The sequence below is a fragment of the Silvimonas sp. genome, assembly GCF_031291215.1.
GTDB lineage: Bacteria > Pseudomonadota > Gammaproteobacteria > Burkholderiales > Chitinibacteraceae > Silvimonas > Silvimonas soli.
The window spans coordinates 1-14693 of record NZ_JARLJK010000067.1 but is presented as its reverse complement, the minus strand read 5'-3'; the positions used below and the strand labels follow the sequence as shown (position 1 = coordinate 14693).

Below are 14693 nucleotides of genomic sequence, written 5' to 3'. Positions count from 1 at the left end.
ACTGACGGACTGCGGGCGTTGTTGCCCCGGGTTTCCGCCGTGCGAGTGCGTGCGGGAGCCAGAACAAATGAAACGTATGCTGTTCAATGCAACGCAGGCTGAAGAGCTGCGCGTTGCCATTGTTGATGGTCAGAAACTGATTGACCTCGACATCGAAACCGTTGGCAAAGAACAACGCAAGTCCAACATCTACAAGGGTGTCATTACCCGCATCGAGCCCAGTCTCGAAGCCTGCTTTGTAGACTATGGCTGCGAGCGCCACGGCTTTCTTCCCTTCAAGGAAATTGCCCGCTCCTACTATGCCGACGCGAGCGAAGGCGGCCGGGTTCGCCCAGGCGACGCCCTGCGCGAAGGCCAGGAGCTGATCGTCCAGGTTGAAAAGGACGAACGCGGCAACAAGGGCGCTGCCCTCACCACCTATATCAGTCTGGCCGGTCGTTACCTGGTCTTGATGCCGAACAACCCGCGTGGCGGTGGCGTATCGCGCCGCATTGAGGGTGATGAGCGTCAGGAACTGCGCGCCGTGCTCGACCAGCTTGAAACCCCGCAAGGCATGAGCCTGATCGCGCGTACTGCCGCCATTGGCCGCAGCGCCGAAGAACTGCAGTGGGATCTGAACTACCTCTTGCAACTATGGCGTGCTGTTGAAGGTGCTGCAGGTGGCCAGACCGGCGCGTTCCTGATCTATCAGGAATCCAGCCTGGTGATCCGCGCCATTCGCGATTACTTCCAGCCCGATATCGGCGAGTTGCTGATCGACAAGGTCGACATCTACGAACAAGCTCGTCAGTTCATGAGCCACGTGATGCCGGGCAACGTCAATCGCGTGAAGCTGTATCAAGACGATGTGCCGCTGTTCTCGCGCTTCCAGATCGAACACCAGATCGAAACCGCGTTTGCCCGTGAAGTGAACCTGCCTTCCGGCGGCGCCATCGTGATCGACAAGACCGAAGCGCTGTATTCCATCGACGTGAACTCGGCTCGCGCCACCAAGGGTTCGGACATCGAAGAAACTGCCGCTCGCACCAACCTGGAAGCGGCTGATGAAATCGCCCGCCAGTTGCGTCTGCGCGACGTCGGCGGCCTGATCGTCATCGACTTCATCGACATGGAAAACCCGAAGAACCAGCGCGAAGTTGAAAACCGCCTGCGTGAAGCGTTGCACTTTGACCGTGCCCGCGTGCAGACCGGCAAGATCAGCCGCTTTGGTTTGATGGAACTCTCTCGCCAGCGACTGCAACCTTCGCTGGAAGAAACCACCCACATTGCTTGCCCGCGCTGCCATGGCACGGGTTTCATTCGCGGTACCGAATCGTCCGCCCTGAACATCCTGCGCATCATCCAGGAAGAAGCGATGAAGGAAAACACCGGCGCGATCCATGCGCAGGTGCCGGTGGATGTCGCCACCTTTTTGCTGAACGAAAAACGTACGGAGTTGTTTACGGTTGAATCGCGCCTGAAAGTGAACGTGGTGCTGATCCCGAACATCAACCTGGAAACGCCGAACTACACCGTGGTGCGCCTGCGTCACGATGACCTGAACCAGACCGACGAAGCACTGCCGTCTTACCGCATGGTGGAAACACCGCCGGAAGAAGGCTATCAACCAGGTCAAGCCAAGCAGGAAATGGCCAAGCGCCAGGAAGCTGCGGTCAAGGGCATCACGCCAGCGCAACCTGCGCCGGTTTCGGTGCAGCGCGAAACAGCGCCCGCCGCTGCGGCAGCACCTGCCAGCGCGAGCCTGTGGAGCCGCATCGTCAACTTCTTCCGTGGCGAACCAGCTGCAGCAGAACCAGCCGCACAACCGGCCAAGCGCCCACAACAAGCCAACGGTCAGCGCAATGGCGGCCGTAACGACCGCAATGACCGTGGCGGCGAAAACCGTCAAGGCGGCCGTCGTGATCGCAATGATCGCGGTGGTGAGCGCAATGCTGAACAACGCAATGACCGTGGTCCCCGCGCCGAGCGTGAAGACCGCGCGGCTGGCGATCGTCCGGAGCGTCAGAACGAGCGTCGTCCGGCCGGTGGTGGCAAGCCGCGCATTGAAGAAGACATGAACGCCCGCGCCGCTCGCCAGGAGCAGCGCAATGACCGTAACCGTGGTGAACGGGCAGAACGTGGCGATCGTCAGCAAACCGAACGCGCTGAACAGCCACAAGAGCAACGCCAACCCCGTGGCGAACGCACTCCTCGCCCAGAACGTGCGCCCAAGCCGGTAGCGGAAGAGAAAGAAGTTCTGACCGCACAAGTCGGCAACGTCGCAGCAGAAGGCGCGCCGGTTGAGCAATCCGCTACAGCGGAAGCAGGCGAAGGCCGCAGCCGTCGTCGTCGTGGTCGCCGTGATCGCCGGGATCGCACCGAAACCACCAATGTGGAAGGCGCAATTGCCGCGGACCAGGTAGAGGGCACCGAAGCCGCTGCCCCAGTGCAAGCGCCTGCAGTGGTTGAAACCGCCGTTGCCGCAACGCCCGATGCAGTGCAAAACGACTGGGCTGCAGCAATCAGTGCAGCAACGGTAGCACCTGCTCCAGCACAAGTTGTGGCTGCAGAAGTGGTTGCTCCAGTGATTGCCGAGCCAGTGGCAAGCGCACCTGCTCCGGAAGTCATTGCACCGGTAGCTCCGGTTGTCGTTGAAGCCGCACCAGCACCAGTTGTAGCAGCTGCACCAGTGGCAGCTGCCACGCCGGAAGTTGCCGCAAGTGCTGCGAAAACAGTAGTTACCGTATTGGCGACGGCAGCCAGCAACACCGCACCAATCGCAGCAGCAGCGGCTGCAGTTCCAGCCCCTGTGGTTGCTGCAGAGCCAGTTGCGGTACCGGTTGCTGCAGAACCGAAGCCTGTCGTTGAAGCACCGGCAGCACCCGCAGTTGTAGCGGAAGTGCCCCCTGCCGCACCGGCACCGGCACCGGCTGCCGAGACTGTACAAGCCACCGTCGCCGAGGTAGTTGCTGCGTCGCCAGCACTGCAACCTGGTTTGTTTGATGACTCACAGGCCGCATCGGTGACCACCAGCAAGCCAGCTCCGACCGCACCGACTCTGGTTGTGGCCACGCCTGAAGAAGTAGGCCTGGTTCTGGTAGCAACTCGTCAGGACTTTGCGGCAGAACCTGCCGTGGCAGTCCCGGCAGCTCCTGCTCGCCGCCGTCGTCGCGACAGCCAGGCCAGCGGCGCTACCTCGACCAGCACGAGCGAAGCACTGCAACAAGTGGAAACCGTTGCGGCAGCCGCTCCAGTCCAGGCTGTCACTGCAACTGCAGAAGAAACCCGGACCCGGCGTGCAGCGACCGCAGAGACACCTTCTGCTCAAACAGCTGAAGCCTTGGTGCAAATCGAGACGCGCAACAACTAAGCTGTATTTCGCAGCTTGAAAAAAACCGCCTTCGGGCGGTTTTTTTATGTCCAGATCAAACCGGGGACGACCCGCTGCTACGCTCGTGTTGGATCGTCCTTCATCGATCGTATGACGGCGCTGGTGCATGTCTGCATATGGTCTTGGTAACGGGCACCATTTTGGTGAATATCATCTCTTCGACCAGCCGGAAAGCCTTCTGCATGACGACATGATCCGCATCTAAATGGCGCAAATCACCCCTACTGGCATGCGTCTGTCGCTGAAGAAGGCCATTAATACAGCCACACCAGGGAAATGACTTACAGCAATAGCGCCACACTTGGCCCCGGAAGCCACCATGCTGGTAAAAATATTGCTTTAATCAAGCCCATTGGCAATGCCGCCCAGCAACCTTACTGCGCCAGGGGATATTCCTGATTGCGGTAGCGGGGCAGCAAACTTACGCTCGAAGGCCATGCGAGCAAACCAAGTAGCGCGCAGGACCAGTTGCGGCTTATGCCTGTTCTGGCCTGATCTCATAATGTGACTTGAAAAAATCAACCAGGCTATCCGAGGAGTATTTCGCCATGCATAACAAGTTCGGCAAACTGTTTGCTGCTCTCACCGCATCCGTCGTTCTGGCCAGCCCGGTCTTTGCCGCAGGCAAGACTTACCAAGTTGCCACCGACGCTTCGTACGCGCCGTTTGAATCCATGAACGACAAGAAAGAAGTGGTCGGTTTTGACGTTGACGTGCTCAAGGCTGTTGCAGCCAAAGCCGGCTTTGACGTGAAATTCATCAACACTCCGTGGGAAGGCATTTTTGCCACGCTTTCCACCGGTGATCGCGACATTGTCAGCTCGGCAGTGACCATCACTGATGAACGCAAGCAAACCATGGATTTCTCCGATCCATACTTTGAAGCCAAGCAGCTGATTGCCGTTTCCGGCACCAGCAAGGTGACAAAGTTCGCCGACCTGAAGAACCTGAAAGTAGCCGTGCAAACCGGTACCACCGGCGATGAAGTCGTGCAAAAACTGCAAGGCAAAACCAGCCCGAACATCAAGCGCTTTGAATCCACCCCACTGGCCATTCAAGAACTGCTGTCTGGTGGCGTAGATGCTGTAGTGGCCGATAACGGCGTGGTGGTGAACTACGTTACCAACAACAAAGGCGCCAAGCTCAAGACCATTGACGATGCCGCTTTTGCAAAAGAGTTCTACGGTTTTGCCGTGAAGAAAGGCAACAAAGACCTGCAGGCCAAGCTGAACAAGGGTATCGCTGGCATCAAGGCTGACGGCACCTACGACAAGATCTACAAAAAGTACTTTGGCGCGAAGTAATCGGCCATAACCCGGATTTGCCGTTATAAAACAAGAAGCGCAAGCGGTTGCCGTTTGCGCTTCTTTTTATGAATACACTCACAAGACATGTGATTCGCCCCGTTTGTGCTTTATGAATTATTGTTTTTCAAACCTTTTCACCTGAGCCGGATAACACAACATGGACTTCAACCAATTCTGGGAACAGGTGCAACACGCAGTGCCGCCGCTTGAACACTTTCGTCTGCAGATGATCTGGGAATACCGGCAGATGTTTATCGACGGCGCCCAGATGACACTGTTGATCACCGTGTTTGCGGTGTTTTTTGGTACTTTGATCGGGCTGTTTGCCGGGATGGCCCGCCTGTCCAATGTGACCCACGGCCCATGGAAATGGCCTTTACGAATTTTTGCGCGCTGGCCTGCCACGGCCTACGTCACCTTCTTTCGCGGCACCCCCCTGTTTGTGCAGATCATGCTGATCCACTTTGCGGTCATGCCTCTGCTGGTCCACCCTACCGACGGCATTTTGATTAGCGGCGATCGCGCCATGATGCTGCGCCAGGATTACGGCGCGTTCATGTCTGGCCTGGTGGCCCTGACTCTGAATGCCGGCGCCTATATCACCGAAATTTTTCGCGCCGGGATTCAATCCATCGCACGTGGGCAGACCGAGGCTTCCCGCTCGCTGGGTATGGATTACTGGCAAACCATGCGCCATGTGGTGGTACCACAGGCGTTTCGTCGCATGCTGCCGCCACTAGGCAACGAAGCCATCATGCTGCTCAAGGATAGCTCGCTGGTGTCGGCCATCGGTCTGGCCGAGCTAGCCTACGCTGCGCGCACCGTTGCGGGTGTTTACTCGCGCTTCTGGGAGCCTTATATCACCATCTCGCTGGTGTATCTGGTGCTGACCATGGTCATGGCCACCGGCGTGCACAAGCTGGAGAAGCGCTTCCTGGCAAGTGGCGGCATCCAGTAAGGCTACGACTTGTTCTTGTTGTACCAACAAAAAAACCTGCAACTCGCAGGTTTTTTTGTTTAAGGGGTTCATGTGGCACAGGCAGATGCTGGATAAAAAAAAGCCACAACCCTGAGGTTGTGGCTCCGAATTCCCGATTCGGCCGTGCCAAGCCAAAATCGGTAGGACAGGAAACAGTCGTGCTCCATCATTACCAGCGCGGTCGACAACCCCGTTGCTGCGTAAACCAGTAACCCGAAGTAGCGTACTCAAATTACTCCGGTAAATAACTCAACAAACCATGCAATGCGATCGCATCTTCAGCGGCAAATAGCGCCATCTGTAATAGAAATAAAGATGCTACATCTGCAAGCCGAAAAAAATCGATCATTTCATTGTGATCGACAATTAAAAGCTACAATCCACTTGCCTTAAATCGACCCGACATACACCGAAAAACCACGCGTCGCTGGATGCCATATGGCTATCCATATCTGGACCTCACGCCACCATCAGCTTGAGAGCCAATGCCAGAGCCGGTTTCAGCTACCAGACAACAAACTTCAATAGTGGTAATCCAGTACAGCACAAGCAAAACGAAGATTACGAAGGCAGATGCTGCAACGCAAAACATGGACGAGATTTTTGCCTGGCGCAGATAAAAAGGCAAGCACTTTTTGGTAGTGTGAAAAATTTAACTACATTCGCATTTGCAACCATCCCGCAGGCGGTCGCAAATGCAAAATCCGAATGGATTAAGGGGAGATCGAAGCCGCAGCGGGCTTGGCAGGAGCGCTCAGAATGTACTTTCGCACTGCCGCATTATGCTCGGACAGATTTTCCGAGAATTGCGAGCTGCCATCGCCGCGCGATACAAAGTACAGCGCGCGAGTGTTGGCGGGTTGCACCGCTGCCAGCAAGGCAGCCTCGCCTGGATTGGCGATAGGCGTGGGCGGCAGGCCAGCACGAGTGTAGGTATTCCAGGGTGTATCCGCCTCAAGATCGGACTTGCGCAAACTGCCGTTGTAACTGGTGCCCAAGCCATAAATCACGCTCGGATCAGTCTGCAGACGCATGCCGGTTTTGAGGCGGTTCAGAAAGACGCCCGCCACCATGGGGCGGTCCGGCGCATGCCCGGTTTCTTTCTCAACTAGCGAAGCCATGATCAGCGCTTCGTACGGGCTTTTCAAAGACAAGTCGGGCGCGCGCTTTTGCCAGGCCGCATCCAGTTTCTTTTGCATCCGCTCGTGCGCACGAACCAGCAGTTTCAGGTCAGAACTACCACGATCCACATGGTAAGTGTCCGGGAAAAACTGCCCTTCCGGACTGGATGCATCAATCTTGAGCGCTGCCAGCAAGTCGCTGTCGCTCATATTTTGGGTCTCGTGGCGCAAGTCCGGATTGGCATCCAGCGCGGTGCGCAGCGTGCGCCAATTCGCGCCTTCCACCAGCGTGAACGACAACATGGCGGTATCGCCGTCCGTGAGCTTGCGCAACAGATCCAGCAGACTGATCGGCTGGGTCAAGGTATAGCTGCCCGCCTTGAGTTTGCGCTCGGCCCCGGTCAGACGAGCCAATAGCCGGAACTCAAGCGGCGACTCGATCACCCCTTGCGCCTGCAACTGCTCGGCCACCTTGCGGCCACTGCCCGGCTCCAGTTCGAAGTCCAGCGGCGTTTGCTGCGGTTGCGGCACACTGACTACGTTGTAGGCCAGAATCCCTGCCAGCACTGCCCCGATGAGCAGAAGCAGCAAAATCAGCCCGAACACTCGGCCAGAACGGGAAACGGGCTTGTTATTGGTCTTGATCGAGCGGCTGGGCTTGCTGCGTGGCATGGTTGCGTTTGGCTTCAAAGAAACGTTTAACGGTGTCTAACTCGCGGGTGCGATACATCGGTGGCAGGCTTTTCCACAGCAGTTTGCCATAAGGCTTGTCGACCAGCCGCGTGTCGCAGATCATCAGGATACCGGTGTCGGTTTCGTCACGAATCAGCCGACCTGCCCCCTGCTTCAGGGCAATTGCGGCATGCGGAATCTGGTAGTCGACAAAGGCACTGCGCCCTTCCTTGTTCATTTGTTCAATCCGCGCCGCCAGTACCGGGTCATCCGGCGGTGAGAACGGCAATTTGTCGATGACGACCAGCGACAACTGCTGCCCCTTGACGTCGATACCTTCCCAGAAGGTCTGACTGGCCACCAGAATGGCATTGGGCGCTCGGCGGAACTGATCCAGCAGCTCGGTGCGTGATCCCTGACCTTGCAGCAACACCGGCCAATCCAGGTTGTGCTCTTTCAGTAAGGCGGTAACCAGTTCATGCGCCTCACGCATGGCCCGCAGCGAGGTGAACAGCAAGAAGGCGTGCCCTTGGGTCAACTGCAGCAACGGCCATGCCCGCTCTACCACCTTGGCGGTAAAGCCGGGAGTATTGGCATCAGGCATATTCGGCGGCACGTAAAGCACCGCCTGATTTTTGTAATCGAACGGGCTATCCCACGACCCGGTCTGCGCATCCCACAGACCCAGTTCATGTTGGTAATGAGTGAATTTGCCATTTACGGCCAATGTGGCAGAGGCAAAAATCCACGCGCGTGGATTGGCACGCAGTTGCTTCTGAAATACCTTGGCGATATTCAACGGCGTGGCATGCAGCATAAAGCCATGCGACAGGATATCGATCCAGTGCACGGCCTCTTCATCGTCGCCAGCTTGCCAATGCAACAGCGTCTCACGCAATTCGTGTGCACGCCGGGCGGCATTCTCTAGCGACTCAGCCCGCTCGGCCTGCGCGGCCAGCAGGGTTTGCAGCGTGGTCAGGCACTCGAGCATGATCGCCAGAGCCTCTGCAAAGCCCGGCATTTCGCTGACCTGGTGCAGGGGAAAACGCCCCGGTTCCGGTTTGAATATCAGACGGAAATCACGTACGGATTTTTCCAGCGCTTCGGCCGCCTGCGGCAATTTGACGAAGTCCTTGGCGATGACCAACCCTTCGCTGCGCGCATCGCGGGCAATTTCAATCAATTGGCCACTGGTCACCGTCTCGCCAAAGAACAGGCTTGCGACTTCCGGCAATTGATGCGCCTCGTCGAAAATAACGGTGTTGCAGGCCGGGAGTAACTCGCCCGCCCCTTCATCGCGCAGCCAGACATCCGCAAAGAACAGGTGGTGATTAACCACCACCACATCGGCTTCCTGCGCCTCTTTGCGGGCCTTGAGGACGAAACAATCCTTGTGATTGGGGCAATCACTACCCAGGCAGTTATCACGCGTGGACGTTACATAAGGCCAAATCGGCGCGTCTTCCGGCACGCCAGCGCAGCCCGCCTTGTCGCCGGACTGCGTTACCTTGGCATAGCGCTCGACCAGGCGCAGATCCGCGATATCTTCTTTACGCAGGAAACGGCCTTCATGTTTGGCGCGCTCAAGGTGGTAATGGCACACGTAGTTGGCGCGCCCCTTGAGCAAGGCCACGGTGACCGGAACGCGCATCACGTCGCGTACCAGCGGGATATCGCGCTGAAACAGCTGATCCTGCAGCGTCTTGGTGCCAGTGGAGACAATCACTTTGCCACCATCCAGAATCGCCGGCACCAGATAGGCAAAGGTCTTCCCTGTGCCCGTACCCGCTTCCGCAATCAGTTGGCCTTTTTCCTCAATCGCTGACTGCACGGCGAGGGCCATCTCCAGCTGCTGCTGACGCAGCTTGTAGCCAGGGAAGGCTTGCGCAAAGGGGCCGTCCGTTGCAAAGAGAGATTCCAGGTCCATGAAGGTCTGCGGTGGGGTTAACGCGCAATTTTACCAGTCGCGGCGGGTTATCGCGCGCCAGGGTGCATCAAAAAAATCGCGGGATCAGCAGGCAAAAAAAAGCCCCGTTTTACCGGGGCCCATCAGCCAAATAAGAAGGAGACGCTATGTGGGGTGCTCACCCCAACCGGTTGGAGGACCGGCACTGCCTTGGCAACTAATGTCAAGTAGTCTGGTAGTGAGAGTACCAGATTGTTGCACAGTTCCAACACTGTAAATATTTACATTAGGTTACTTGCTTAGGCAAGCTCATTGAAGCGCAAAACCTTCCCGCTTTGCCCACGACTCTGCGGGCCGAGCCAATACAACAGCGAGGGCACGATGGCGGCAATTTCTGGCAAGGTAGACCAGGCTTCTGCGGGATGGGTTTTAGTGCGGAACGGTGAATGGATCGGACCTGGCACCAGCAAATTAATGCGCAAGTTCTCTTGATTGTCCCACTCATCCGCCGCAATTTTGACCCACGTTTGCTGACCGGCCTTGGAGACGGCATAACCACCCCAATAGGCTTTAGGGTCCAGTCCGTGGGTTTCGCCCAACACCAGTACCGACGCATCTGGCGCCGCCGCCAGCAGCGGCAGTAGCGCGCGGGTCATGGCAAAAGGGGCCGCCACATTCACGCGGAACTGCTCCATCCACTCATCCAGCTTTTGATTGGACAGCGGCGACAGATGCGCGAAGCCATTGGCAGCATGCAGGATGCCATCCAGACGGCCGAACTCCTTGTTGAGCACCACACCCAGCTGAGTCAGTTCGGCTTCCCCGGCCTTGGCCAAATCCATCGGCACAGCGGCAGGACGTGGCCCGCCCGCCGCCTCGATCGCGTCATAGACCTTGGCCAGCTTTTTCTCATTGCGGCCCATCAGCACCACAGTTGCACCAGCCTGGGCCAACGCCAAAGCTGCAGCCTGGCCGATACCCTGCCCTGCTCCCGTCACCAGAATGACGCGGTCTTTGAAATCGCCCGCTGCGGGCTGTGCGGTTTTCCAATCCATTCTTACGATCCTTTTTTCAAAGCAGCCGCAATACCGCGCGCCGCTTGCAAACCACTTCTGACCGCGCCTTCCAGCGTGGCCGGATAATCTGAAACCGTGTAATCCCCTGCCAGCCAAAGTGATGCATCACTCGTTGCATTCGGCGGGCGAACCAGATCGGGAGTGCAGGCAAACGTGGCGCGCTTTTCGCTGATCACGCGCTGCCACTGCGGTGCCGGCCAGCCAAAACTATCGGTCAATTCGGCGGCGACTTTGTCGGCAAGCTCCGCTTGCGACCAGCCACTGTGCATGCCTTTGGCCGAGAGCACCACCGCAATCAAACCAGCTTCACCGTGGGTTTGATTGCGATCAAACACCCATTGGCACAAACCACCTGAACACCCTACCATCGGTTGCGGCAACGCAATTTCTGCCGGGTATTGGTAATAGAGCGTCACAATCGGCTGGAATTCCCAATCCGCAATAACATTCGCCCATTCAGCCAGCGGGTGATCCGCGCCCGGCCCCGCAATCATGCTCAGCCGGTGCGGTGGCAGCGCAACCACCACGCCATCAAATGATGTGGTCTGGTCATTAAGCCACCATTGCCCATTGCGCTGTTGCAGGCTGTTTACCGCGCAAGCCACATGCACCGAACCACCACGGTTCTGGACGAACTCGGCAGCTGGCTCAGGAAAAAGAGCCGAAAAATCCACCTTCGGGAACAGCAATCTGGAGGCCGCTCGCCCACCGCCCAGGCTATCGCGAAGGGTATTGAGCAACACCTGCGCTGACGCCGCCTCAATCGGCGTGTTCAACGCCGCAACGGTCAATGGCTTCCAGAATTGCTCGATCAATGCTGCGGGCTGCTTCTGGCTTACCAGCCAGTCCTGCACGGTGGCATCACTAGCCAGCCGCCAACCCGCCAGCCGGATTCTGGTGATAGCCAGTATCAACGCCAGCCGCGCCGGCCAATCCAGCCCTTGCACACCGAGCAAACCGCCAAGCAGGTGCAGAGGAGCAGGCCAATCCGGGCAGCGCAAATGAAAGTCTGGCAACACGCGCAAATCCAGCGCGGTACTCAACAGCGCTGCGCTGCGGTTCACGCCCACCTGGTCCATCAGACCGAGCAAGGTGGTGTAGGCGCCAATCAATAGATGCTGACCGTTATCGAGATCACGCCCATCGATATTTATTTTGCGCGCACGGCCACCCAGTACCGGGCCGGCCTCGAACACGGCAACCTGCATGCCCTGCGCTGCCAGTTCCACTGCGGCCGCCATGCCCGCATATCCGCCGCCGATGACCGCTATATTCGGTGATGTCATTTCAGAACGATGCGGATCAACCGATCCACCAAGTTCGCCAGGCCAGCCACAATTTGCGAATCGGTGTCAGGCTCAGGCGCTGGTTCAGCACTTTGGTGACGCCGTCGCGTTTGATTTCTTCCAGCGTAGCCCGATAAATTGCCGCCATCACCAAGCCAGTACGCTGGCGCTTGCGATCCACCGGCGGCAATTCGCCAATGGCGGTGGCGTAATATTGTTCGGCACGCTGAATCTGGAATTCCATCAACGCACGGAACTCGTCTGTTTCGCGGAAGTTGAGAATATCCGCGGCTGGTACGTTGAATTTCTGCAGCTCATCTACCGGCAGGTAAATCCGTCCGCGGCGGGCATCTTCACCGACATCGCGAATGATATTGGTCAGTTGAAACGCCAGCCCCAAGTCGTGTGCATACTTGAGCGTTTTGCGATCCGAGTAACCGAAAATCTGCGCAGCCATTTGGCCGACGACCGACGCCACGCGATAGCAGTAGAGTTGCAGATCTTTGAAAGAGGCATAACGCGCGGTATCGAGATCCATCTCCATACCGTCGATGACTTCCAGAAACAACTCGCGTGCCAGATCGTACTCTTTGATTGCTGGCAACAAGGCGCGAGTCACTGGATGCTGCGGAGAACCCGCATAAAGATTGTCGACTTCATTACGCCACCAGTTCAGCGTGGTGCGAGCAACACCCTCGTCGTGAGTTTCATCGACCACGTCGTCGACTTCGCGGCAAAACGCATAGAGTGCGGTAATAGAGCGACGTTGGGTCAACGGCAAAAAGCGAAAGCTGTAATAGAAACTGGAGCCACTCTGGGCCGCTTTATCTTCGCAATACTGATCTGGCGTCACAAGTTGATGTCCGGCAAAAGTTGGCGCAATTGTAGCGAAAAGCGCCCAACCTTGCTGGCGCGCTTATTTTTGCGCAGGTGGCAGTATCAAACGCACGGTATTGGTGGTGCCAGAAAATCCGGGAAAGCTCTGAAACAACGAGCGCGATAACCAAGGCAACGCCCAATCCAGATCCTGGCTGGCCGAGCGATTTACCGCCTTGCCTTCATACAACTTGGCAAACCGCCCTTGCTCCAGCAATTTGCGATCCGTGATATCTACCGCCAAAAAGCGTGTAAACACCGTGCTCTGGATCGACTGCGTACCCACGATGCCCGGTTGATCATAATATCGCGGCACGTAAACCCGCCCGCCTGGCGTGGAATACCAATCGTAGAACACGCCATAACCCACGGTGCCCCAGACCGGCTCCTGAGTAACGACAATCTGTCCATTGTCGACACCGTAGCTTAGCAAAACCAGCCAATCGGCCTGTTGCGGGTTGTCGGCGGGAATCAGACCTGCCACCGTCAACTGATCGGCTACGTCCTGTTCGGCAGTTTTATCCAGTAGGCTTTGCGATTGCGAAACGGTGTGTGAGAACGCAAAGCGTTTGCCAGCGACATCACTGGCGAGGGTGTGCCGGACCGTGACCTGAGCCACAAACTGCGGTGGCTGCGTGGCGCACCCTGCCAACACACCCAACAGCAGTACCAGCCAGACCAGTGAATAGCGTTTCATCTGATACACCTCTCGCAGGGTGATTAACGCGTTGCGGCACCACCAATTGAGCCGGGAATACGCGGAGTGCTGACTTCAACATCGGCGCATTGCGCGCGATTACGCAGGGCATGATCGATCAACACCAAAGCCAGCATTGCCTCGGCAATCGGCGTGGCGCGGATACCGACGCACGGATCGTGGCGGCCAGTTGTTGCCATCATGACCGGATTGCCCGCTTTATCAATCGAACGACGCTCTTGCGCGATGCTGGATGTCGGCTTCACGGCCAGATTGACGACGATGTCCTGACCGGTGGAAATCCCGCCCAGTACGCCACCTGCATGGTTGCTGGCAAACCCTTCGGGAGTTAGCTCATCGCTGTGGACTGACCCTCGCTGGGCCACGCTATCAAAGCCAGCTCCGACTTCCACGCCCTTTACCGCGTTGATACCCATCATGGCGTAGGCAATATCGGCGTCCAGGCGGTCGTATACCGGCTCGCCCAATCCCACCGGCACTTGCTCCGCGACCACGGTGATCTTGGCGCCGACCGAATCACGTTCGCTACGGATCTGGTCCATATAAGCTTCGAGCTGCGGCACAATGGCGTTGTTCGGCGCAAAGAAGGTGTTGTCGCTCACCTGATCCCAACTTTCAAACGGAATCTCGATTTCGCCCAGCTGGCTCATATAGCCACGAATCACCACCCCAAACTTCTCTTTCAGCCACTTCTTGGCCACTGCACCTGCCGCAACGCGCACAGCAGTTTCACGCGCAGAAGAACGGCCACCACCGCGATAATCGCGGATACCGTATTTGTGCCAGTAGGTGTAATCAGCGTGACCTGGGCGGAAGGTTTCGACGATCTTGCCGTAATCCTGACTGCGCTGGTCCTGGTTGCGGATCAGCAAGGCAATCGGTGTACCGGTGGTTTTACCCTCAAACACACCCGACAAGATCTCGACGGTATCCGGCTCTTTGCGTTGGGTTACGTGGCGGGAAGTGCCGGGTTTGCGGCGATCCAGTTCAAGCTGGATATCAGCCTCGGATATCTCCAGCCCAGGAGGGCACCCGTCAATCACGCAGCCAATTGCCGGGCCGTGTGATTCACCAAAAGAACTGACGCTGAAGAGCAAACCAAACGAATTGCCGGACATCGTAACTCCTGGAGCTGCGCGCTCAGATCGGACCGCGCCGTCTGAAACTTGAGAAAGAGTTCGATTTTAACATGATGGCGGGCAGCGTAGCCGTATCGACCTGCAGGCTCCTGCCCGGCCTGGCGGTGCAAAGCAAAACGCCCGGTACAGGTTCCTGTCCGGGCGTTCAAAAGGGTGTCTGGCAATGACCTACTTTCACACGGGTAATCCGCACTATCATCGGCGCTAAGTCGTTTCACGGTCCTGTTCGGGATGGGAAGGCGT

Annotated in this window: 10 protein-coding genes; 3 read left to right on the top strand and 7 right to left on the bottom strand. The window is 57.4% G+C overall.

Annotated elements, in window-relative coordinates; genetic code table 11:
* Positions 1-67: 67 nt before the first annotated feature.
* The 3 genes from P4L78_RS09760 (at position 68) to P4L78_RS09750 (ending at position 5635) form a co-directional block, all read left to right on the top strand.
* Positions 68-3349, top strand: coding sequence for an Rne/Rng family ribonuclease (locus P4L78_RS09760; protein WP_309327826.1), 3282 nt, complete (start codon positions 68-70; stop codon positions 3347-3349).
* Between the two features lie 569 nt (positions 3350-3918).
* Positions 3919-4674: a basic amino acid ABC transporter substrate-binding protein gene (locus tag P4L78_RS09755; protein WP_283148411.1), complete on the top strand. Its 756-nt coding sequence runs from the start codon at positions 3919-3921 to the stop codon at positions 4672-4674.
* Between the two features lie 160 nt (positions 4675-4834).
* Positions 4835-5635 (top strand): amino acid ABC transporter permease, encoded by an 801-nt coding sequence (locus P4L78_RS09750; RefSeq protein WP_283148410.1) that lies wholly within the window; start codon positions 4835-4837, stop codon positions 5633-5635.
* Between the two features lie 734 nt (positions 5636-6369).
* Here the strand turns inward: P4L78_RS09750 and mltG are convergent.
* From mltG to aroC, 7 genes are all read right to left on the bottom strand, one after another.
* Positions 6370-7449: an endolytic transglycosylase MltG gene (mltG, locus tag P4L78_RS09745; protein ID WP_309327825.1), complete on the bottom strand. Its 1080-nt coding sequence runs from the start codon at positions 7447-7449 to the stop codon at positions 6370-6372.
* Positions 7409-9376: an ATP-dependent DNA helicase gene (locus P4L78_RS09740; RefSeq protein ID WP_283148408.1), complete on the bottom strand. Its 1968-nt coding sequence runs from the start codon at positions 9374-9376 to the stop codon at positions 7409-7411. The genes mltG and P4L78_RS09740 overlap by 41 nt, the downstream gene beginning before the upstream one ends.
* Before the next feature lie 278 nt (positions 9377-9654).
* Positions 9655-10410 (bottom strand): SDR family NAD(P)-dependent oxidoreductase, encoded by a 756-nt coding sequence (locus tag P4L78_RS09735; RefSeq protein ID WP_283148407.1) that lies wholly within the window; start codon positions 10408-10410, stop codon positions 9655-9657.
* A gap of 2 nt (positions 10411-10412) precedes the next feature.
* The gene (gene hpnE / locus P4L78_RS09730) at positions 10413-11717 is read right to left on the bottom strand and encodes a hydroxysqualene dehydroxylase HpnE (RefSeq protein ID WP_309327823.1); all 1305 of its coding nucleotides are present in this window, start codon (positions 11715-11717) and stop codon (positions 10413-10415) included.
* A gap of 16 nt (positions 11718-11733) precedes the next feature.
* Positions 11734-12570 carry a presqualene diphosphate synthase HpnD gene (hpnD, locus tag P4L78_RS09725; RefSeq protein ID WP_309327822.1) on the bottom strand — a complete coding sequence of 279 codons (837 nt, stop codon included), beginning with the start codon at positions 12568-12570 and terminating at the stop codon, positions 11734-11736.
* Positions 12571-12633: 63 nt separating this feature from the next.
* A complete protein-coding gene (locus P4L78_RS09720; RefSeq protein ID WP_309327820.1) occupies positions 12634-13290 on the bottom strand; it encodes a DUF4136 domain-containing protein in 657 nt (218 codons plus the stop codon).
* A gap of 23 nt (positions 13291-13313) precedes the next feature.
* Complete coding sequence (aroC, locus tag P4L78_RS09715) at positions 13314-14429, bottom strand: chorismate synthase (RefSeq protein ID WP_283148403.1); 1116 nt, start codon at positions 14427-14429, stop codon at positions 13314-13316.
* Positions 14430-14693 lie beyond the last annotated feature (264 nt).

Coding starts and splice junctions, on each gene's coding strand:
- P4L78_RS09760 (WP_309327826.1), top strand. CDS start 68: ATGAAACGTATGCTGTTCAATGCAACGCAGGCTGAAGAGCTGCGCGTT.
- P4L78_RS09755 (WP_283148411.1), top strand. CDS start 3,919: ATGCATAACAAGTTCGGCAAACTGTTTGCTGCTCTCACCGCATCCGTC.
- P4L78_RS09750 (WP_283148410.1), top strand. CDS start 4,835: ATGGACTTCAACCAATTCTGGGAACAGGTGCAACACGCAGTGCCGCCG.
- mltG (WP_309327825.1), bottom strand. CDS start 7,449: ATGCCACGCAGCAAGCCCAGCCGCTCGATCAAGACCAATAACAAGCCC.
- P4L78_RS09740 (WP_283148408.1), bottom strand. CDS start 9,376: ATGGACCTGGAATCTCTCTTTGCAACGGACGGCCCCTTTGCGCAAGCC.
- P4L78_RS09735 (WP_283148407.1), bottom strand. CDS start 10,410: ATGGATTGGAAAACCGCACAGCCCGCAGCGGGCGATTTCAAAGACCGC.
- hpnE (WP_309327823.1), bottom strand. CDS start 11,717: ATGACATCACCGAATATAGCGGTCATCGGCGGCGGATATGCGGGCATG.
- P4L78_RS09720 (WP_309327820.1), bottom strand. CDS start 13,290: ATGAAACGCTATTCACTGGTCTGGCTGGTACTGCTGTTGGGTGTGTTG.
- aroC (WP_283148403.1), bottom strand. CDS start 14,429: ATGTCCGGCAATTCGTTTGGTTTGCTCTTCAGCGTCAGTTCTTTTGGT.